We start from the raw sequence: 20,321 nt of genomic DNA on the forward strand, positions 1-20,321 counted from the left end.
AGAAGTGCCGGAGCGTCAGCGAGGCGATGAGGGGGCTTCCACGGTAACACTTTGCGATGTGGCTTCGGTCCCCCTCATCCGACCCTTCGGGCCACCTTCTCCCCGATGGGGAGAAGGTAATTGGTGCCCGCCGCTAAGCCGCTGCCCTTGATCTGAGCCGCGAAAACTTCACCGGTGCCGTGATCACCACAAGGCAGAAAATGATCAGCGTCACGCCCAGCCAGCCCAGCGCCGGCAGGCGTTCGCCGAGAATGATCACCGCCAACATCGCCGCCACCACCGGTTCCAAAAGCGTAATGGTCGTCGCCATGCTGGCCGGAATGCGGGCAAGGCCCATGCCGAACGCGATATAGCCCAGAAACATCGGCACGGTCGCCATGTAGAGGCCGACGGCCGCATTGTTCCAGCTGTCGAGGAATGCGCTGCCGGTGACGAGCAGAACCGGCATCAGCAGCAGCCCGCCGACGCCAAAAGTGGCGCCCATCGCCGCCGAGGACCGGATGACGCGCAACATCAGTCCACGCGCCGTGTAGGAATACAGCGCATAGGTGAGGCCGCCGATGAGGCCGAGCGCGATGCCGATTATGGTGGCATTGCCGGTGACGATGGTTTCGGCATGCGAGCCTTCCGCGACACACAAAAGCACCATGCCCAAAAGCCCGATCAGCGCTCCAGCAAGCCAGCGTTTCGACAGTTGCGCGCCATCAAAAACCTTTTCGATCAGCGCCGAGAGGAGCGGTGCCGAGCCGATGGTGACCACCGTGCCGATGGTGACGCCGGCCAGCCGCATCGAGCCGTAAAAGGCGAGCGGATAGATCGCCACCGCCACGCCGCCGGCCACAAGCAGCAGCCAGTAACGTCTGAGGTCCGCCATCGCCCGACCGATGGATTTCAGCGCGATGGCCGCCTGCAAAAGCCCGCCGATGCCCATGGCCGCTGCCCCGATTGCCGCCGCACTGACGCCGGGTGCAAAGGCCGCCGCCGTGCCGGTCGTGCCCCACACGAGCGAGGCAAACAGCACGCCGGCGACGCCGATGCGGAATTCTTGTGTCTTGGTGGTCATAGTCTGTCCAGCATGTCGGAGGTCATGGTGCGGGCTTCGAGAACGAGAGCGCTATTGCCCTCCAGCCCGGCGCGGGTGATGGCTCCTTCGAGAAGAAAGGCCAGCTGGCGGGCCAGCATCTTGGCTCGCTCCGCATCACCGTTCAGAAGTTCGCCGAGATGGTTGGCGATAAGTCCCTCCACCTCTTCCTTGTGACGACGCACGGCATCGCGGCCGATATCGCCAACCGTCAGTTCGGCGGCGGCATTCAGCAGCCCGCAGCCGCGAAATCCGTGCTCATAAGCGAACTCGGCATGGTCCTGATAGGCATCGAACACCGCCAGCACCTTGTCCTTTGGCGTGACGGCGGTGGCGACGCGGCGTTCGTAAAACGCCAGCAGTTCGGCATGGCGTATGGTCAGATAGGCGTGCACCAGATCCGCCTTGGAGTCGAAATTGTTGTAGAGGCTTTTTTTGGCCACGCCGGCGCGGGCGATGATCGCGTCTATGCCGGTGCCGGCGATGCCGTTTTCATAAAACAGCACGGCAGCGGCTTTCAGCAGTTTTTCGCGGGCCGTTTCGGCAGGGTAGGGCATGGCGGTTCCATTGGTGGGGTGCTCGTGGGGTGAGGGTGCCGTTCAGCCGATCTCCCCCCTTGAGGGGGAGATGCCCGGCAGGGCAGAGGGGGGTGTCTCTGGCGCAAATACCGCTTGTTCCGTCTTTTCCGCGCCGTCGCTCACCCCCCTCTGTCACTATCGTGACATCTCCCCCACAAGGGGGGAGATCAAAGGGAGCTTGTCGCACCATCCCAATTCCATCCGCCTCTCTCATTAGGTAGCCAGACCGGTCTACCTACTTGCGCGACGAAAATCAACCACCCGCCAGAATCATGTTATGCGGAGCAAAACGACAAAACCTCGTCAGGCCCGTATGGAAACCGCGCTCTACCTCCCCGTCAAAACCTTTCTCGAAGCCGCCGGTTACACGGTGAAGGGCGAGATCGGCGGCTGCGATCTGGTAGGCTTGAGCGACAGTGATCCGACGGTGGTGGTGATCTGCGAGCTGAAACTCACCTTCAATCTCGAACTCATCCTGCAGGCGGTGGATCGCGCAGCAGTGTCGGATGAAGTGTGGATCGCCGCCCGCGTTTCGGCCAAGGGCAGGGGCCGCGAGAGCGACAAGCGTTACCGCGACCTCTGCCGCCGGCTTGGCATCGGCATGCTCGGTGTGTCGGACAAGGGAGAGGTCAGCGTGCTGGTTTCCTCCGTGTCGCCTATGCCGCGCACCAACCCGAAACGCCGCACGAAACTGGTAAAGGAACACCGCAAAAGGGTGGGCGATCCGGCGCTTGGCGGCTCGACAAAAGTGCCGATCATGACCGCCTATCGCCAGCAGGCGCTCGCCATCGCCGCAGCCCTTGCCGAAGGGCCGTTGCGGCCGCGAGACCTGAAGGACACCGCCACGACGGCCGGCGCCATCCTACGCAACAATTATTACGGCTGGTTCGACAAGGTGGAAAAGGGTGTCTATGCGCTCAGCGATGCCGGCCGCGCGGCCATCGAAACCCGCGCAATCGATAGTTCGACAGTCAGGGACTGATAACCACAAGATCAGCGGCCTCGTTGCCGCGCCTCTCCATCCATGCTTAACGCGAACCGCGATGAGGGTAGGGCATCGCAAAACTTTGGTTCGCATGCCGCAACCGGTTCAAAAACCGGCCTTGCGGATATCTGCATTTCGAGTGGGGCATCAATTGAGCATTTCCAACATCTTTCTGAAGGTCGCGATCGTTGTCGCCGGCCTGACGCTGCTGGCCGGTTGCCAGACGCGTGATCCGCGTCTCGTTGAGGCGCTGAACGGCGCAAATGTCACGTCCGTCCGCGTCGAGGCGACGCCGGATGTCCGGACCGGCCTGCCGATGCTGAACGGCATCACGCCGGAAGCGCAGGCAGCCATGATCGTGCACGCACTGGAAGCGGATGCCAGCGCCAAGCTGAAGGGCCTGCCGGGCGGGCCAAAGGCGGCGCGTCTGGTCATCACCCTGCAGGAGGCGGATCTCGCGTCTTCGCCGGGCCGCGTGCTGCGTGGCAGTGACAGTTTCATCACCGGCACCGTGCGGCTGGAAAACGTGGCCGATGGATCGATCATCGCCCAGAACCCGCGCATCGTCGGTTCCGACCATGGTGTGAAGGGCAGCGGCAATGTCGGCTTCTTCGTGGCCATGGCCATCAATGCCGTTGCCACGAAGGATCAGAATGCGCTGGCCCAGAAACTGGCGGCATCCTTCACGCTCGAAACCCGCAAGTGGCTGACCGGGAAATAACCGGTAACAGCGGCGGCGCGGCCAAATGGTTGCGCCGCCAATACATGACATGCAAATAATCTGCCGGGCAGAGCCGATAAGCGGCTTGCCCGACTTGACGTTTGCCTTTTCCCGTTCCTAGATCGCTGTCGCACTGACGGCCTGCTGACCGCCGAATTTTACTCCATTGGCGCCATCTCTTTCCGCGCTCCGGATCCCGAAAATGACACAGAAGAGCTCCCATCGCGGGCTCATCGTCGCCGCCGTCATGGCCTCCATGGCGATGATTTCGATCGAGGCGACGATCGTCTCCACAGCCATGCCGCAGATTGCAGCCCAGCTCGGCCAGCTCAATCTCTACAGCTGGGTGTTTTCATCCTTCCTGCTGACCCAGACCGCCACCACCGTCGTGTTCGGAAAACTCTCCGATATCTATGGCCGCAAGCCGGTGCTGCTGTTCGGCATCGTGGTGTTCCTGCTGTCGTCCATCCTGTGCGGTCTCGCATGGTCGATGCCGTCGATGATCGCCTTTCGCCTGCTGCAGGGCATCGGCGCCGGCGCGGTGCAGCCGGTGGCAATGACGATTGTCGGCGATCTGTTTCCGGGCAAACAGCGCGGCAAGGTGCAGGGCTATCTGGCCAGCGTCTGGGCAATTTCGGCCGTGGTGGGTCCGCTGCTCGGCAGCGTCATCATCCATAACCTGCCATGGGCCTGGGTGTTCTGGATCAACATTCCGGTCGGCATCATCGCGATCGCCGGTTTCGTTTTCTTCCTGCATGAGGAAAAGCAGACGCAGCGGGTGTCCGTCGATGTGCTGGGTGCCGTGCTGTTTGCCATATCGATCTCGGCGCTGATGCTGGCGCTGACCGAAATGGAAGGCACGACACCGGCCTATACAATCATCGCCGTCATCGTCTTCGTCGTCAGCCTTGTCGCCTTCCTCTGGCAGGAAAAGCGCGCGCAGGCACCGATGGTGGCGCCCGACCTGTGGCTGCAGCGGCCGATCGCCATTTCCAATCTCGCCGTGTTCTTCGCGGCCATGGCCATCATGGGCCTGACCACGTTCCTGCCCATGTATGTGCAGACGGTGCTCAACCGTTCGCCGCTGGTGGCCGGTTTTGCGCTCACCATGCTGCTGGTCGGCTGGCCCTGCGGCGCCACGTTTGCGTCGCGCATGTTTCCACGCTTTGGCCTGCGGCCGATCATGCTGGTCGCCAGCCTGCTGATCCCGGTCGGCGCCTTCCTTCTGGTGCTGCTGACACCGGCAAGCACGGCCATTCAGGCCGGCATCGGTTCGCTGCTGATGGGTATCGGCATGGGCCTTCTGAACATTTGTGCGCTCGTGATTACTCAGGAAAGCGTCGGCTGGTCGCAGCGCGGCAGCGCCACCGCATCCAACGTGTTTTCGCGCAATCTCGGCAGCACGCTCGGCGCCTCCATTCTCGGCGCGGTGCTGAGCTACGGCCTTGCCCACACGGCCGGCGGCGGCGTCATCACCCAGGAGGAGCTGCGCGGCCTGCTGGACGGCACGGGTGCGGCGATGGCCAGCAGTGATGCGGTGCGCATGTCGCTGCAATCGGCGCTGCACATGACCTTCCTAACGATGTTCGCCATCACCGCCATCATCATTCCGGTCTGCCTGTTCGTGCCGAAACGCATGACGCATGGCCAGGAACAGGTACAGGCGTAGCCGGTGGCAAAGACGGAAGGCGCGCGCTGAGGCGAAGGCTTGGCGGTGAGGCCAAAAGTTTATAATTTGCGCCCCGCAACGCAGTCATGCCGAAGGAAGACAGATGGCCGAAGAGCTCGATGACGACATCAACGCCCGCATCGAAGCGCTGGCGGCCGAGGCTGATGCGTTGGCCGAAACCGAGGATTTCGAGGCCGCACTCGACAAATACTGGGATGCGTTCGAACTTCTGCCCGAGCCGAAAACACAGTGGCAGCAGGGCACATGGCTTTTATCGGCGATCGGCGAGGCCAATTTCTTCCAGGGCGATTTCGCTGCCGGCCGCGAAAACCTCTCCATGGCCATGCATTACCCGGATGCGATCGGCAACCCGTTCCTGCATCTGCGGCTCGGCCAATGCCAGTTCGAACTCGACAATCTTGACCGCGCTGCCGATGAGCTGATGCGCGCCTATATGGCCGAGGGTGCGGAGATTTTTGCCGAGGAAGACCCAAAATATCTGGCGTTTCTGTCCACGCGGGCCAAGGGCGTCGATGTGCCGGGGGAGGCGAAGAAAAAGCCGTTCTGGAAGGTTTGGTGACGGGGGAGGATGCGTATCGGCATTGCGCCCATGATGATCATGAATCGGTCCAATAGCATGACATGACACCAGCGTCTGCCAACCCATGAGTTCTGTATATTGACAATCTACCTACCAGAAGGTAGGTGTTGGGTATGAGCAATCTTGTGTCGACCTACGATCATATCCTCGCCTGCGCGCAAAAGCTTATCGTGTCCGGCGGTTATAACGGTTTCAGCTATGCGGATATTTCCGATATCGTCGGCATCCGCAAAGCGAGCATTCACCACCATTTTCCGAGCAAGGTCGATCTGGTTCAGACACTGGTCAGCCGATACCGCCAGAATGCCGAAACCGGCATTGCCGGCATCGAGCAGAATATGGCCGATCCGCTGGAGCAACTGCACACCTTTACCAACCATTGGGCGCAATGCATCACCGATGGCAGCCGGCCCTTTTGCGTCTGCGCACTGTTGGCAAGCGAGCTGCCGCTCTTGCCGCCCGAAATAGGCCTCGAGGTCAAGGCGTATTTCCAGCTTCTCTCTGCGTGGCTGACGCGAGCATTTGACAGTGCCGCAAGACAAGGTGCCATCCATCTTTCGCGCTCGCCCGAGGTCGAGGCGGAACTGTTCATGGCCACCGTCCACGGAGCCATGCTGTCGGCACGCGCTTATGGAGATGCGAGCAAATTTTCGATGATCACCTCTGCCGCATTTGACCAGATGAAAGTGAAACACTGAGGCCTGCCACAGGCCACCACCGGCCTTCATGGCGAATAGGCCTGAGTTAAAACGACTGCGCCATAAAAGCCTACCAACTAGAAGGGTGGGTGACTGATGGTGACACATGCACGAACATATTCACGTCAGCGGAATTGCCATGGCGCAGACCCCGAAATCAGATCGAAAGGAACTGACATGTTTGGAATAACAACGCTCGGCTGGCTCCACACGCTGGGCAGCCTTCCTGCAATACCTGCTGCGGCCTACATGATTTTCCGGTTCGGACGCATCAAACCGGACAGTTTTGCCGGTCGTATCTATTTCATCTGCATGCTGATCGGCAGCCTCACGATTTTTCTCGTTGCCAAGGCACCGGTCAGTCCTGCCATAGCGGTTGTCACCCTTCTGTGTCTCATCGGTGGATATACAGTGCATCGGTTCACGTTTCTCGGGCGCCTGCAAAAGTATATCGAGACTTTGCTTCTCAGCCTCACCGTCTTTCTGCTCATGGTTCCCTCTGTTTCGGAAACCCTGCGACGCGTGCCTGATGGCCACCCGATTGCAGCCAATCCGGATTCAGCCATTTTGAAACTTGCTCTGGGAACAGTGGCTGCGATGTTTGTTCTGGGCCTTGTCACGCAGTTCTTCTATCTGGCGAGGTACGCCGGCAGGCGAGGTTGAAATAGCCGTGTGAGCGAGTTCGCCGGGACTTTTCCAGCCTCAGGGCAGGTCGTGTTACCAGCCTGCCCTCGACCCCTTTTGTGATGCGAACCGCCCGCATATGGTTTCATCGAAAGCGCCCGTTGCCAAAAAATCCGCCGATGATCCATGTTCGCCAGATGGCCTCGAAACAAATCCGTGCCGTTTGGGCAACCTATCCTTCACATATTGGCTTTTACAAATTGCAGGCCGATAAATTTTATGAGGTAACAGGTTGTTTCAAGTCAAACGGGCGGGCGTTCTGGCCGCAATTCTGGTCGGTTCTCTCTTCTTTTTGCCGCCATTCAACGGATGGCCGGGCAAGGGCAAGGAGTTTCTGGTCGACCTGTTCGATGACAGGCCTGAGCAGACCGTGCTTTTTCTCGGCAACAGCCGGACCTTTTATCACGACATGCCGCATATGGTGCGCCTGATTGCCGAATCAGCCGGTTATCCGAAAAATCTGCATATCGAAATGGAGGCAAAGCCCGGCATCAGTCTGGGTGATCATCTGAAAAATCCGCAGACCCGCGCCCTGATCGCCCAGCGCTGGGATGACGTCGTGTTACAGGTTCTCAGCAGCGAGCAATACAGTGCGCAGACCGCCGGTGACGCATGGGAGGTCGCCGCCGGCCTTGTCCGGGACATCAAGGCCAATGGCGCCAGACCGGCCATGTTCGTGACCTGGCGTTACACAGACCAATGCACCGCCAATGCGGGCATGCCGCCATCGGCCGCGGGCCTGTCACCAGCCGGTTATCCCGGTATGCACCTCAATATCCAGCAGCAGCACGCCCGGCTTGCCGCCCTGACCGGCGTGGATCTGGTCAATGTCGGTCTGGTCTGGGAGGCGCTTCAAAGCCAGCCCATAGGCTTTCCCCTTTACGACGACTGCAACCACCCCTCGATCCATGGCAGCTATCTTTCGGCGCTGATGTTCTATGCCTACTTTTCCGGGGGCGACGTTTTGGACGTTACCTTCAGACCTGTGGGTATTTCTCCCGAAGATGCCGAGATGCTTCGTATGGCTGTTTCCCGCTATCTCAAGGACAGAGGTGAAGCAAAGACACCGACCTGAATTTATTGTTCAGGATCAGATTTGCGAAAACGCTATTCGCGCATCGCTTTCACAATTCAATAAATGGCGATTTGCATCGATTGCTCTATTCCTCCTGATTGCTTCAATACATCCTTAACTGACGGTATGGTTGTATTTTTACCGGATTGGGAGTGGGGTTCACGATGGCGAACAGGCCGGCCGGGCGACGGTACGATATCGATGCGTTGCGCGTTTTCAGCTTCGGAACTGTCATCATTTACCATACGAGCCTGCTGTTCGGCAGCAAGGGCATAGGCCAGCCCTCCGACCAACTTGGCCGGTTGATGGATCTTATTGCCATAGGATCTCATCCCTGGCGGATGAGCCTACTGTTTTTTATTTCCGGCCTGGTGACAGCGTCACTTCTCACCAAAAAGTCTGTCGAAGAAATCCGCAGATCGCGCACGCGACAATTGTTGCCGCCGTTTCTGTTTGGCGTCGTCATGATTGTACCGCCACAGATTTATTTCGCCAATCGGTATGCTAACCCCGACTTGTCCTACTGGCAGTTTCTAAAAAGCTACATGCAGTCCGGACTAACACTCGAACACATGTGGTTTCTGGCGTATCTCTGGATCTATGTGTTTGTCTGGTCGATCACATTTTCACGATTTGAACGCCATTGGGGAAAAATATCCTCGGCTTTCGTCTCTTCACTGACAGGCGCAAAGCTGTTTCTCGTACCGGTCGCATTCCTTTCGGCTCTCAGGGTTTTTCTCTACCCCGTCTTTGGAGAGACCCTGGTCATCACCAGCGATGTTTACGCGCATGTCATGTATTTCTCGATGTTCATGGCCGGTGTGCTCCTTTGCAACGAATCGCGCTTCTGGCAGGAGATCGATCGGAGACGGTGGGTCAGCCTCTGGCTTTCCGTCATCTCTTTTCTGGCCATCGCAATCCTCGCCATGACCTTGCCGCGAGGACAATGGCCGGAACTGCTTGTCGTTGCTGCCCGTGTCGTCAGGTCGATCATGCAATGGACTGCCATTCTTGCCTTGCTGGCATTCACCGGCAGAATGGTTCGCGGCCCCAACCGCATTGTGACCTATCTCAACAAGTCAATCATGACCTATTACGTCATGCACCAGACGATCATCATCATCGCGGCCTATTACTTCGCGAAATTGGGCATGCTCAATGTATGGTCATTTTTTCCGATCGTCATCATTACGGTCGTCGTCTGCTTCCTCGTCGCCGAGGCGAAAAAGTTGGTCTCCGTCTATTTTGCCGCTTTTATATTGAAGTTGTCCGTGTTTAGAAAAGCAGCGCCAAAATCGCCCTCTCCAGAGGCTGCCGGATAAGCGTACCACTTGCCGAGGTGCATTAGTCACGGGGCAGGAGAATTGCCTAATGCCGCAATGCGCCGCCACATCTCTTCCACAAGCTAACCTTCCGCCGGTTTTCCGCACCATCCCCACATTGACATCCGCTTTGACGTTTACGTAAAATGCATGTCGGGAGTGGATGCGCGACGGCTTCGGCTGCGGGCGTGTCCGACAGAGGAGATATTTGCATGTACAAGGCACCGGTCGAAGAGATCGCCTTCACGCTCAATCATGTCGCCGGCCTTGGGGCCGCCGTGGAAGAGGGCAGGCTGGGAGATCTGAGCGGCGATCTCGTCGAGGCGATCCTTTCCGAGGCAGGCCGTTTTGCCGGTGAGGAGATCGCACCGCTGGGCGAGAGTGGTGACCGCGAAGGCGCGCGGTTTGTCGATGGCGCCGTCATCACGCCCAAAGGCTGGCCGGCGCTTTACAAGGCCTGGTGCGAAGGCGGCTGGAACGGCCTGACCGGGCCGGAAGCGTTTGGCGGACAGGCGCTGCCGCATATGCTCAATGTCGCCGCACTCGAAATGTGGAACGCCGCTTCCATGGCGTTTGCGCTCGCGCCGACGCTCACCATGGGCGCCATCGAGGCCGTGTCGAAACATGGCAGCGATGAGCTGAAGCAAAAATTTCTGGAAAAGATGGTGTCAGGCGAGTGGACCGGCACGATGAACCTCACCGAGCCGCATGCCGGCTCAGACCTCGGCGTGCTCAAAAGCCGGGCGGAGCGGGCGGGTGACGGTGCTTACCGTATTTTTGGCCAGAAGATCTTTATCACCTGGGGCGAACACGACGCCGCCGACAATATCATTCATCTCGTGCTCGCCCGCCTGCCGGATGCGCCGGCCGGCACGCGTGGCATCTCGCTGTTTCTGGTGCCAAAATTTCTGGTGGGTGCGGATGGTGCGCCGGGTGAACGTAATGATGTGTTCTGCCATTCGATTGAGCACAAGCTCGGCATTCACGGCTCGCCCACCTGCACGATGATTTTTGGCGATGGCAAGTTTGGCGCCGAAAAGGGCGCGCTCGGTTATCTGGTCGGCGAGGAGAACAAGGGCCTGGCCTGCATGTTCACGATGATGAACAATGCCCGCCTTGCCGTCGGCATCCAGGGCGTGGCGATCGCCGAAGCCGCCACCCAGAAGGCGGTGGCCTATGCGAAGGAGCGCGGCCAAGGGAAAGCGCCGGGCTGGACGGGTTCGGGCATGTCGCCCATCATCGAACATCCCGATATCGCCCGCACGCTGCTGACCATGAAGGCGCTGACCCAAGGGTCGCGCGCCATATGTTACGCCTGCGCCCACGCCATCGATTTTTCGCACGCAACCGAGGGTGAGGAAGCGAAACACTGGGCGGAACGCGCAGCACTTCTGACGCCGATCGCCAAATCCTTCTCCACCGATGCCGGTGTCGATGTCGCCTCGATGGGCATTCAGGTGCATGGCGGCATGGGTTTCATCGAGGAGACGGGGGCGGCCCGTTACCTGCGCGATGCCCGCATTGCGCCGATCTACGAGGGCACCAACGGCATTCAGGCGATCGACCTCGTCACCCGCAAACTGCCCTTGTCCGAAGGTGGTGCGGTGCGCAGGTTGATCGCGGAACTGAAAGCGGTGGCAGACAAACTGGCGGCGTCCAATGATGCGGCTTTCGGCACGTCAGCGGATCGTCTGTCGGCGGCGATCGCCGATCTCGAGGCCGCGACCGACTGGCTGCTGGAGGCGCTGGCCGGTGGTCAGCAGGCCGAGGCGCTGGCCGGTGCGACACCCTATCAGCGGCTGTTTGGCCTGACATTGACCGGCGCCTATCTCGCCACCGGCGCGCTGGCGGTGGCCGGTGATGGCGACGGGGAAAAACGTGTGGCGCTTTGCCGGTTTGCGGCGGAAAACCTTTTGGCCGAGACGGCGGCGTTAAAGGATGCCGTGGTGTCGGGGGCAGCGAGCTTGCAGGCGGCGAGGGTGGTTCTGGGGTAGGGGGCTTGCCACATCATCTTCTCCCCAGCGGGGAGAAGTGCCGGAGCGTCAGCGAGGCGATGAGGGGGCGACACGGCAAGGCTTTGCAATCTGGCTTCGCTCCCCCTCATCCGACCCTTCGGGCCACCTTCTCCCCGAGGGGAGAAGATAGTGGGAGCCAGCTGCTCCATTCATGCCACAACACAAAACAACCCGGAGGAGGAACCGCCCATGACAGACCATATCCTGATCGAACGGCCGCAAACGGCTCCCGGTGTCCTCGTCATCCGCTTCAACCGGCCGGACAAGAAAAACGCCATCACCTCAGCCATGTACCAGACGATGACGGCGGCGCTCACCGAAGCAAACGCCGACCCCAATATCCGTGCCATCGCCTTTCTCGGTAGCGAAAATTGTTTTTCCGCCGGCAACGACATGGGTGATTTTCTCAGCTACGCCATGTCCTGCTCCAGGGAGCCACCGGCCGCCGCCATTTTCATCAAGGCGCTCGCACTTTGCGAAAAGCCGATGGTCTCGGGCGTCGATGGCCTGGCGATCGGCATCGGCACCACGCTCAACCTGCATTGCGACCTGACCATCGCCTCCGATCGCAGCCTGTTCAAGACGCCGTTCGTCGATCTGGCGCTGGTGCCGGAAGCCGCTTCCAGTCTGCTGGCGCCCAAAATCATGGGCCATCAACGCGCCTTTGCCATGCTCGCCGCCGGTGAAGGTTTTGGTGCCGATGCCGCGCTTGCCGCCGGTCTGGTGTGGAAAGTGGTCGTGCCGGGTGCGGTGGAGGCCGAAACGTTGAAGCTCGCCACATCGCTGGCCGCAAAACCACCGCAGGCGCTGAAAATTGCCCGCGAGCTGGTGCGTGGGCCGCGTGACGAGGTGCTGGCAAGGATCGACGAGGAGCTCGTGCATTTCACCGCGCAATTGAAAAGCCCCGAGGCGCGCGCGGCGTTTGAGGCTTTCATGAAGCGGTGAGATTGTCGCATAAGGATTATAAGACGGCGCGCCCAGCCGATCTCCCCCCATGTGGGGGAGATGTCCGGCAGGACAGAGGGGGGTATCTGCCGCAAATACCGCTTTCGATCCATTTTCCGAACCGTTGTACACCCCCCTCTGTCACCTTCGGTGACATCTCCCCCACAAGGGGGGAGATCGAAGGGAGCAAGCCGCGCCGTCTCGTCGCCAAAATGCAACAGCCAGCGTTACTTCACCAGCAGCGCCACCGTCTCCACATGCGTCGACCACAAAAACTGGTCGATCGGCGTCACCGACTTGATGCGGTAACCGGCATCCACCAGAATGCGCAGATCACGGGCCAGTGTCAGCGGATTGCAGCTGACGGCGGCAATCGTCTTTACATTGGCGCGCACCAGTTCCTTCATCTGGGCTTCCGCCCCCGCGCGCGGCGGGTCGAACACGACGGCATCATAATGCTTCAGTTCGAACGGGATCATCGGCCGGCGGAACAGGTCGCGCCGTTCCACCGTCACCGGCTTCAGCCCTTGAGTCTGCCGCGCTGCCAGATCCAGCGCCTTGACCGCCTTTTCGTCACCTTCGACCGCATGCACCTTGGTGGTCTTTGCGATCCGGAAGGTAAACGTGCCGGCCCCGGCAAACAGGTCGAGCACCTTTTTCGACTTGCCGACATGTTTGGCAACGATCTCCGACATCACCTCTTCGGCGGTCTTGGTGGCCTGCACGAAAGCGCCCGGCGGCGGTGAAACGCGCACGCCGGCAAATTCGATGATCGGCTTGATCGGCTCGATGAGGATTTCGCCATTGACGGAAACGCGGGCAATGCCCTTCAGCGTCAGCACGGTTTCGATCACCGCGCGGCGCTGCTTGTCTTCCATCTTCTTCAAACCCTCGGCGGCGATATCCAGCCCCATCAGGGTTTCGAGAACGGAGATGCGAAACGTCTCGGCGCCGATGGCAAGCGCGCGGCCGATTGTGCGGATCGTCTCCAGCCGCGCCACGATGCCGGGCGCGGCGATGGGACATTCGACAATCGAGACGATGTGATGCGTCTCTTCGCGGTTGAAGCCGAGCAGAAATTCCTTTTCCGTATTGCGGGCGGAAAACACCGTGCGGCGACGCTCACCGGGCTTGGCCGGAATGGTATCCGCCACCTCGGGCGTCAAGCCCTTGGATTTCAGCGCATCGACCACCAGCTGGCGCTTGAAGGCGAGATAGGGCGTTTCCGCCAGATGCTGCAGCGAACAGCCGCCGCAGGCATCGCTGTCCGGGCCGAAATGGCGGCAGACCGGCTCGATACGGTCCGGCGAGGGCGCGCCGGTGGACATGACGGTGCCGTGGTCGCCATTGCGGGCGATCGCCAGCGTCTCACCCGGCAGCGCATAGGGCACATAGACCGGACCGTCCTCGCCATTGGCGATGCCGTGGCCTTGAGCGCCGAGGCGATTGATGGTGACGGTGACCGTGCTCATTCGTCACTGTCCTCATCATCCATATCGTCGGCGTCGCGGTCTTCGTCGTCCTTTTCGCTACGCTGATACGGCTCGGCATCTTCGGGCTTCTTGCCGGCCAGCAGAAATTCCTTGTTGCCGTCGCCGCCATCGATGGGCGAGGGGATGAGGCCGAGGCTTTCCCAACCCATGTCTTCCACCAGCCAGCGCTGCAGTTCGGCGGCCACATCCGGTGCCGTTTCCGGCTCCTTCAAAAGGCCCGCCTTGCTGATCGCCTCGCGGCCCGCCTCGAACTGCGGCTTGACCAGCAGCACGCAGAGCGCACCGGGTTCGGCCTGTTCCAGCGCCGGCGCCAAAGCCAGTTTCAGCGAGATGAACGAGACATCGGACACGATGAAGGTGATCGGCCGGTCTTCGTAATCGTCCGGCTCGAGATAACGGGCGTTGAGGCCTTCGATATTGGTGACGCGCTCGTCATCCAGAAGACGCTGGTGCATCTGCCCGTGGCCGACATCGATGGAGGTCACATGTTCTGCGCCGCGCATCACCAGCACTTCGGTAAAGCCGCCGGTGGAGGCGCCGATATCGAGGCAGTCATGGCCGGTCGGATCGAGCTGGAAATGATCGAGTGCCGCCACAAGTTTCAGCGCCGCGCGGGACACGTAATCCTGCGCCGGGTCATTGATGGTGACGGTGACGTCGGGCTTGAAGGTCAGGCTCGGCTTGGTGACGGTGCGGCCGTTGACGGTCACGGTGCCACGGCTGATCGCATCGCGCGCGCGGGCGCGGCTGGCCACGAGGTTGAGCGAGACCAGAAGCTGGTCGAGACGTTGGGGTTCGGTGGATTTGGACATCGCCTGTCAATGACGTTTGTCGGGCATTTGCGCAAGTCATAGATAGCAACACGGCCATGACAAATGTTCAGAGCTGCTCATTGTTAAATGGAATCGGTTCTGTTGGCTCAAACGGTTCCGGATGGTCGCATGGCTGGCGCGTGTCGTAGCCAAAGCATACGGCCAAGCCGGCCATGCGATCAGACGGCCCGTTTCAGCCAACCCGTAAGGGCCGGGCATCTTTCCGCCAGGATCAGCGGCGATCGGCTCGCACGTACCCGGTGGTATGCACTTCGCCAATCGCCACTGCCCCGACGAAAACCTGCTCCGGCAGAACCGCTTCCATTTAACAATGATCAGCTCTAACCGCGACGATCTGGCAATGTGAAACACTATCTTAAACAAGGATGTGCTTTCTCAGTGGCCATAGAGATTCTTTTTTGTGCACTTTTTACGAGCGCGACCCCATGTTGAAAAACCTGTCCATCAGCAAGAAGATCATCGTCACTTTCATGGCGGTGATGTCCGCCTGTTTTTTCGCCACCGCCGGGGTTTACTGGCAGGTGCTGAAGTCGAATGCCGCGGCTGACGAGCAGGTTTCCGCGCAGGCGATCGTCGTCGGTCTCGATAGCGCCGTCGAAGCCATGCTCGAACAGGTCGTCTACCAGCGGGATTATCTGCTCGGTGGTGCGGAAGCATCTGCCGCAGCTGTGCTCGCCAATCGCGCCGAGGTGACCAAGGCGCTCGACGATGCCCGCAGCGCCGCCAGAGGTCGCGCCGATCTTCTCGCCTCCATCGACACGCTTTCGGCGGCGGCAAGCACTGTTAACCGCCAGCTCATCGACCCGCAACTGGCTGCCGCCAAGGCTGGCCAGCCATTCGCGCGCGGCGAGGGCGAAAAATCGCTCGACGGTTTTCGCGCAGCCGCCACCACGCTCAAGCAGCAGGCAATGACGCTGTCGGCCAGCCTGACGGCCGCGCAGCATGACGCCAGCGCCGCCATTCTCTGGACGCTGGTGATTGCCGGCGGCATTGCCGGCGTGCTGGCGCTCGGCCTGATCTGGGCGCTGTGCAACGCCATCGTCAACCCGATCGTCGGCATGACGCGCACCATGACGGCGCTGGCCGGCGGCAACAATGATATCGAAGTGCCCGCACTCGACCGTGGCGACGAAGTCGGCCGCATGGCGCAGGCCGTTGCCGTGTTCAAGCATGCGGCGATCGAAAAGGCCCGCCTGGAACGCGACAGCGATCTGACCCGCGCCCGCGCGGAAACCGAACGCCGGGTGAACGATGAGCAGAAGGCGCATGATGCCGCCGATCTCGAATTCGCCATCGATGGCCTTGCGACAGGTCTGTCGAAGCTGGCCGAAGGTGATGTCGCCCATCGCCTGAACCACGCCTTTGCCGGCCGTCTCGACCGGTTGCGCACCGATTTCAACAGTGCCGTCGCCACGCTGCAGTCGACACTGACCTCGGTCGGTGACAATGCGTCGGCCATCCACGCCAATGCCGATGAGATCCGCGCCGCCACCGACGATCTGGCCAAGCGCACCGAACAGCAGGCCGCCGCCGTCGAACAGACCGCCGCTGCCGTCGAGCAGGTGACGACCACCGTCAAGGACGCTGCCGCCCGTGCCGAAGATGTCGGCCAGCGCGTCGAGCGCACCCGCGCCGGCGCCGAAAAATCCGGCGAGGTGGTGCGCCGCGCCGTGTCGGCCATGGAAGGCATTTCGCATTCCAGCCACGAGATCAGCAACATCATCGGCGTGATCGACGAGATCGCCTTCCAGACCAATCTTCTGGCGCTGAACGCAGGTGTCGAAGCGGCCCGCGCCGGCGAGGCAGGCAAGGGGTTTGCGGTGGTGGCGCAGGAAGTGCGCGAACTGGCGCAGCGTTCCGCCAATGCGGCCAAGGACATCAAGACGCTGATCACCACCTCCACCACCCAGGTGGATGCCGGCGTGGCCCTGGTGGGCGAAACCGGCAAGGCGCTGGAAGCGATCGTGGAAGAGGTGCGCGAGATCAACGAGCATGTCCGCGCCATCGTGGTCTCCACCCGTGAACAGGCGACCGGCCTGCAGGAAATCAACAACGCGGTCGGCACGATGGACCGCAACACCCAGCAGAACGCCGCCATGGTGGATCAGCAGACGAAAACCAGCCACACGCTGGCCAGCGAAGCCAACACGCTGAACGAACTCCTGAAACAGTTCAACCTCGGCAAGGACGCCGGTTATGCCGCGCCCAGACGCTCAGGTTTTGTCATCCCGCCGGTGCCGACCGCTGCCGCCCCGCAATTCGCACCGATAAGCCGTCCGGCCAAGGCACCGATGGTGCGCGTGGCGGCCGAGGAGAAACCGCGCCGCTCACCGGCCATGGCCCTGCACAACCAGCTGGCGCGGGCGTTTGAACCGGCGCCGGTGACTTCGGCATCGAAGGACAATTGGGAAGAATTCTGAGGCGGTTGGGTTGATGAGATGATGAGAGGGCGGGGCCGGTGGGTTCCGCCCTTTTTTGTGTTTGGGGGTGTTGAGCGGGGTGAGCATGCACCCCCACTTCCGTCATCCCGGCCCTGAGCCGGGATCCAGCCGACGCGAGTCTGCGCGGCGAAAGAGTCCTCTGACCGTGCGGACGCACGGTCGCTGGATTCCTGTGACAAGCACAGGAATGACGGAGGAGAGGGGGCAATGGTGGGAGCGTGCTGCGCGGGGCAATGGCCAAGAGCGCGAACCACGTTCTGCATTCCAACGGTCTGTTGAACTTGTGCGGGTCGCAATGTATTTATGAAGAGCGGGATATCGTCCCGACCTGTCCAAGGAGAAAGCGTCATGACCGACAAGCAGAGAGAGGCGTTGAAGCTGCTTCTGCGCGATCATGCGCGCCGCAGCGCCGTGGATCGCGAAACCGCTCGCCAATCGTTGATCGATGAAGGCATCTATACGCAGGATGGCGAACTGGCGCCTGAATTCGGCGGCAAGACCGCCGAGGGCGCTCAACCTTCGCTGACCTGATTGACCCGGCTGGCGACCTCTTTCGTCCTTGGCTATCACGGTTGTGATAGAGAGGTCGGGATGCGGGTTTTGCGAGGTGATGACGAGCTTCATCCAAGCACCGAGGATTTCGACTGGCTCGGCCCAGGTATCTATTTCTGGGAAAACGATCCCAAACGCGCGCGGGAATGGGCCGAGTGGAAGGTTGCGCGTGGTCGATACCGCGAGGCATTCGTGCTCGGTGCAGTGATCGATCTCGGCAATTGCCTCGATCTGCTGATGAGAGAAAATCTCGACATCCTGCGGGTTGCCTATGAGACTTTCTGTGAAACTCAGACAATGGCCGGTCTGCCCATTCCCGAAAACCAGGATATCGGCATCGACAGGAACAAGGACAAGTTGTTGCGTTTTCTCGATTGCGCGGTCATCCGGCACCTTCATGCGGTGGTCGATATGCAGATCGAAAGGATGGGCACGTCCTCACCTGTCGAGCGTTTCGACACGGTGCGCGGCCTGTTTACTGAAGGTGAACCGGCTTATCCCGGTGGCGGCTTTTTCCGCAAGACCCACACCCAGATCGCCGTGGTGAACCCGCGCAGGGTGATTGGGTATTTTTTGCCGAGATAGCCGGAGCGGAAGATGGATGTGCTGTTTTTGGTGGCGGGGGAGTGAGGTAAACCTCACCCCGCAGCGCCAACCCCCACAACCGTCTTGCCCAGCGCCCGAAACACCGTGCCGACGATCCCCGCACGGTCCAGTCCCGCCTTGGCATACATCGCATCCGGGCTTGCCTGTTCCATCCAGATGTCCGGCAGAACCAGCGAGCGGATTTTCAGGCCGTTGTCGAGCAGGCCTTCGCCGGAGAGGAACTGCAGCACATGGCTGCCGAAACCGCCGACGGCGCCTTCCTCGATGGTGATCAGCACCTCGTGGTGGCGGGCCAGCTGGCGGATCAGGTCGTGGTCCAGAGGCTTTGCGAAACGGGCGTCGGCAACCGTCGTCGAAAGGCCGCTCGCATCGAGGTCTTCTGCCGCCAGCAGACAGTCTTTCAGACGCGTTCCGAAGGAGAGGAGGGCGACTTTCGCACCTTCCTTGACGATGCGGCCCTTGCCGATCTGCAGGATTTCGCCGCGTGCCGGCATTTCCACGCCCACGCCTTCGCCGCGCGGGTAACGGAAGGAAATCGGGCCGTCGTCATAGGCGGCGGCGGTGCGCACCATGTGCTTCAGTTCCGCCTCGTCGGAAGCGGCCATCACCACCATGCCCGGCAGAGTGGCAAGGAATGTCGTGTCGAACGAACCGGCATGGGTCGGCCCATCGGCACCGACAAAACCGGCGCGGTCGATCGGGAAACGCACCGGCAGTCCCTGGATCGCCACGTCATGCACGACCTGGTCGTAACCGCGCTGCAGGAAGGTCGAATAGATCGCGCAGAAAGGCTTGAACCCTTCCGTGGCAAGACCGGCCGCGAACGTCACCGCATGCTGTTCGGCAATGCCGACATCGAATGTGCGGGTGGGATAAGCTTCCAGCATCTTGCCCAGCCCCGTGCCGTCAGGCATGGCGGCGGTGATGCCGACAATCTTGTCGTCGAAACCGGCTTCCTGAACCAGCGCTTCACCGAACACGCTCGTATAGCTCGGCGCATTCGGCTTGGCCTTGGCCTGCGCGCCGGTGATGACGTCGAATTTGGCTACACCGTGATATTTGTCGGCGGCCGCTTCTGCCGGCGGATAACCCTTGCCCTTCTGCGTCACCACATGGATCAGCACCGGGCCGTGCGCGTTGTCGCGCACATTGCGCAGCACCGGCAGCAGGTGTTCGAAGGAATGGCCGTCGATCGGGCCGATATGGTAGAAACCGAGTTCCTCGAACATGGTGCCGCCGGTCACGTAACCGCGTGCATGTTCGACGGCGCGGGTAATCGCCCGGTCGATCGATTTGCCGAGATAGCTGGTCAGCTTCTTGCCCACTTCGCGCATGCCCATATAGGTGCGGCCGGAGGCGAGGCGGGCGAGATAGGCACTCATCGCGCCGGTCGGCGGCGCGATCGACATGTCGTTGTCGTTGAGGATGACGATCAGGCGGGCATCCAGCGCGCCGGCATTGTTGAGCGCCTCATAGGCCATGCCTGCCGACATCGAGCCATCGCCGATGATCGAGATGACATTGCGCTTCGAGCCGGCCAGCTCGGAGGCGACGGCCATGCCGAGGCCGGCGGAAATCGAGGTGGAGGAATGGGCGGCGCCAAACGGATCGTATTCGCTCTCTGCCCGGCGGGTAAAGCCGGAAAGCCCGTCTTCCTGGCGCAGGGTGCGGATGCGGTCGCGGCGGCCGGTCAAAATCTTGTGCGGGTAACACTGGTGGCCGACATCGAAGATCAGCCGGTCGTCGGGCGTGTTGAACACCTTGTGGATGGCGATCGTCAGTTCCACGACGCCGAGGCCGGCGCCCAGATGACCACCGGTCTTCGACACGGCATCGATCATCTCGTCGCGCAACTCGCGCGCCACCTGCGGCAGGTCGCGATCCTCGACAGAGCGCAGGTCGGCCGGCAGATTGATCTTGTCGAGCAAGGGTGTCTCTGGTTTTGCTGTCAAGGAATCCGGCCTTCTTTCACGCAGTCTGTCGGTTGTGCAATCCAGCAAAGATGCGCTGGCATTCGCCTTT

General features: G+C 60.9%; 18 protein-coding genes and 1 pseudogene. 14 read left to right on the forward strand and 5 right to left on the reverse strand.

Features of this window, described 5'->3' with window-relative positions; genetic code table 11:
* Positions 1–133: 133 nt before the first annotated feature.
* Both EDF70_RS08175 and EDF70_RS08180 read right to left on the reverse strand, forming a co-directional pair.
* The gene (locus EDF70_RS08175; RefSeq protein ID WP_132272866.1) at positions 134–1,063 is read right to left on the reverse strand and encodes an EamA family transporter; all 930 of its coding nucleotides are present in this window, start codon (positions 1,061–1,063) and stop codon (positions 134–136) included.
* A complete protein-coding gene (locus tag EDF70_RS08180) occupies positions 1,060–1,638 on the reverse strand; it encodes a TetR/AcrR family transcriptional regulator (RefSeq protein WP_132272867.1) in 579 nt (192 codons plus the stop codon). The genes EDF70_RS08175 and EDF70_RS08180 overlap by 4 nt, the downstream gene beginning before the upstream one ends.
* Positions 1,639–1,972: 334 nt before the next feature.
* On the opposite strand from EDF70_RS08180, the gene EDF70_RS08185 reads away from it, so the two are divergent.
* From EDF70_RS08185 to EDF70_RS08230, 10 genes are all read left to right on the forward strand, one after another.
* Complete coding sequence (locus tag EDF70_RS08185) at positions 1,973–2,641, forward strand: DUF2161 family putative PD-(D/E)XK-type phosphodiesterase (protein WP_132273680.1); 669 nt, start codon at positions 1,973–1,975, stop codon at positions 2,639–2,641.
* Positions 2,642–2,795: 154 nt separating this feature from the next.
* A complete protein-coding gene (locus EDF70_RS08190; protein WP_132272868.1) occupies positions 2,796–3,365 on the forward strand; it encodes a hypothetical protein in 570 nt (189 codons plus the stop codon).
* 202 nt (positions 3,366–3,567) lie between these two features.
* The gene (locus tag EDF70_RS08195; protein ID WP_132272869.1) at positions 3,568–5,034 is read left to right on the forward strand and encodes an MDR family MFS transporter; all 1,467 of its coding nucleotides are present in this window, start codon (positions 3,568–3,570) and stop codon (positions 5,032–5,034) included.
* Positions 5,035–5,137: 103 nt separating this feature from the next.
* Positions 5,138–5,614: a hypothetical protein gene (locus EDF70_RS08200; RefSeq protein WP_132272870.1), complete on the forward strand. Its 477-nt coding sequence runs from the start codon at positions 5,138–5,140 to the stop codon at positions 5,612–5,614.
* A gap of 134 nt (positions 5,615–5,748) precedes the next feature.
* Complete coding sequence (locus EDF70_RS08205) at positions 5,749–6,333, forward strand: TetR/AcrR family transcriptional regulator (protein ID WP_132272871.1); 585 nt, start codon at positions 5,749–5,751, stop codon at positions 6,331–6,333.
* 177 nt (positions 6,334–6,510) lie between these two features.
* Positions 6,511–6,996, forward strand: a complete 486-nt coding sequence (locus tag EDF70_RS08210; protein WP_132273681.1) for a hypothetical protein — start codon at positions 6,511–6,513, stop codon at positions 6,994–6,996.
* A 253-nt stretch (positions 6,997–7,249) separates the two neighbouring features.
* A complete protein-coding gene (locus EDF70_RS08215) occupies positions 7,250–8,092 on the forward strand; it encodes a hypothetical protein (RefSeq protein WP_132272872.1) in 843 nt (280 codons plus the stop codon).
* Positions 8,093–8,256: 164 nt separating this feature from the next.
* The gene (locus EDF70_RS08220) at positions 8,257–9,414 is read left to right on the forward strand and encodes an acyltransferase (protein WP_132272873.1); all 1,158 of its coding nucleotides are present in this window, start codon (positions 8,257–8,259) and stop codon (positions 9,412–9,414) included.
* Positions 9,415–9,626: 212 nt separating this feature from the next.
* The gene (locus EDF70_RS08225; RefSeq protein WP_132272874.1) at positions 9,627–11,408 is read left to right on the forward strand and encodes an acyl-CoA dehydrogenase; all 1,782 of its coding nucleotides are present in this window, start codon (positions 9,627–9,629) and stop codon (positions 11,406–11,408) included.
* A gap of 210 nt (positions 11,409–11,618) precedes the next feature.
* Positions 11,619–12,374: a crotonase/enoyl-CoA hydratase family protein gene (locus tag EDF70_RS08230; protein ID WP_132272875.1), complete on the forward strand. Its 756-nt coding sequence runs from the start codon at positions 11,619–11,621 to the stop codon at positions 12,372–12,374.
* 227 nt (positions 12,375–12,601) lie between these two features.
* Here the strand turns inward: EDF70_RS08230 and EDF70_RS08235 are convergent, their stop codons facing one another.
* Positions 12,602–13,846: a class I SAM-dependent RNA methyltransferase gene (locus tag EDF70_RS08235; RefSeq protein ID WP_132272876.1), complete on the reverse strand. Its 1,245-nt coding sequence runs from the start codon at positions 13,844–13,846 to the stop codon at positions 12,602–12,604.
* Positions 13,843–14,679 carry a TlyA family RNA methyltransferase gene (locus tag EDF70_RS08240; RefSeq protein ID WP_132272877.1) on the reverse strand — a complete coding sequence of 279 codons (837 nt, stop codon included), beginning with the start codon at positions 14,677–14,679 and terminating at the stop codon, positions 13,843–13,845. Before EDF70_RS08240 ends, EDF70_RS08235 begins: the two co-directional genes overlap by 4 nt.
* Positions 14,680–14,800: 121 nt before the next feature.
* Here EDF70_RS08240 and EDF70_RS30300 point away from each other — a divergent pair.
* From EDF70_RS30300 to EDF70_RS08265, 4 genes and pseudogenes are all read left to right on the forward strand, one after another.
* Positions 14,801–15,046 (forward strand): annotated as a pseudogene (locus tag EDF70_RS30300) (hypothetical protein).
* 79 nt (positions 15,047–15,125) lie between these two features.
* A complete protein-coding gene (locus tag EDF70_RS08250) occupies positions 15,126–17,120 on the forward strand; it encodes a methyl-accepting chemotaxis protein (RefSeq protein WP_132272878.1) in 1,995 nt (664 codons plus the stop codon).
* Positions 17,121–17,489: 369 nt separating this feature from the next.
* Positions 17,490–17,672, forward strand: a complete 183-nt coding sequence (locus EDF70_RS08260; RefSeq protein ID WP_132272879.1) for a hypothetical protein — start codon at positions 17,490–17,492, stop codon at positions 17,670–17,672.
* Positions 17,673–17,732: 60 nt separating this feature from the next.
* Positions 17,733–18,278, forward strand: coding sequence for a hypothetical protein (locus EDF70_RS08265; protein WP_207908238.1), 546 nt, complete (start codon positions 17,733–17,735; stop codon positions 18,276–18,278).
* Between the two features lie 53 nt (positions 18,279–18,331).
* Here EDF70_RS08265 and dxs read toward each other — a convergent pair whose 3' ends face one another.
* Positions 18,332–20,251, reverse strand: coding sequence for a 1-deoxy-D-xylulose-5-phosphate synthase (gene dxs / locus EDF70_RS08270; protein ID WP_132272881.1), 1,920 nt, complete (start codon positions 20,249–20,251; stop codon positions 18,332–18,334).
* Positions 20,252–20,321: the final 70 nt, after the last annotated feature.

Origin of the sequence: Neorhizobium sp. JUb45, from assembly GCF_004343585.1 — a bacterium.
Taxonomy (GTDB): Bacteria; Pseudomonadota; Alphaproteobacteria; order Rhizobiales; family Rhizobiaceae; genus Neorhizobium.

Coding starts and splice junctions, on each gene's coding strand:
- EDF70_RS08235 (WP_132272876.1), bottom strand. CDS start 13,846: ATGAGCACGGTCACCGTCACCATCAATCGCCTCGGCGCTCAAGGCCAC.
- EDF70_RS08195 (WP_132272869.1), top strand. CDS start 3,568: ATGACACAGAAGAGCTCCCATCGCGGGCTCATCGTCGCCGCCGTCATG.
- EDF70_RS08260 (WP_132272879.1), top strand. CDS start 17,490: ATGACCGACAAGCAGAGAGAGGCGTTGAAGCTGCTTCTGCGCGATCAT.
- EDF70_RS08240 (WP_132272877.1), bottom strand. CDS start 14,679: ATGTCCAAATCCACCGAACCCCAACGTCTCGACCAGCTTCTGGTCTCG.
- EDF70_RS08250 (WP_132272878.1), top strand. CDS start 15,126: ATGTTGAAAAACCTGTCCATCAGCAAGAAGATCATCGTCACTTTCATG.
- EDF70_RS08180 (WP_132272867.1), bottom strand. CDS start 1,638: ATGCCCTACCCTGCCGAAACGGCCCGCGAAAAACTGCTGAAAGCCGCT.
- EDF70_RS08230 (WP_132272875.1), top strand. CDS start 11,619: ATGACAGACCATATCCTGATCGAACGGCCGCAAACGGCTCCCGGTGTC.
- EDF70_RS08210 (WP_132273681.1), top strand. CDS start 6,511: ATGTTTGGAATAACAACGCTCGGCTGGCTCCACACGCTGGGCAGCCTT.
- EDF70_RS08265 (WP_207908238.1), top strand. CDS start 17,733: ATGCGGGTTTTGCGAGGTGATGACGAGCTTCATCCAAGCACCGAGGAT.
- EDF70_RS08220 (WP_132272873.1), top strand. CDS start 8,257: ATGGCGAACAGGCCGGCCGGGCGACGGTACGATATCGATGCGTTGCGC.
- EDF70_RS08225 (WP_132272874.1), top strand. CDS start 9,627: ATGTACAAGGCACCGGTCGAAGAGATCGCCTTCACGCTCAATCATGTC.
- EDF70_RS08200 (WP_132272870.1), top strand. CDS start 5,138: ATGGCCGAAGAGCTCGATGACGACATCAACGCCCGCATCGAAGCGCTG.
- EDF70_RS08205 (WP_132272871.1), top strand. CDS start 5,749: ATGAGCAATCTTGTGTCGACCTACGATCATATCCTCGCCTGCGCGCAA.
- EDF70_RS08175 (WP_132272866.1), bottom strand. CDS start 1,063: ATGACCACCAAGACACAAGAATTCCGCATCGGCGTCGCCGGCGTGCTG.
- EDF70_RS08185 (WP_132273680.1), top strand. CDS start 1,973: ATGGAAACCGCGCTCTACCTCCCCGTCAAAACCTTTCTCGAAGCCGCC.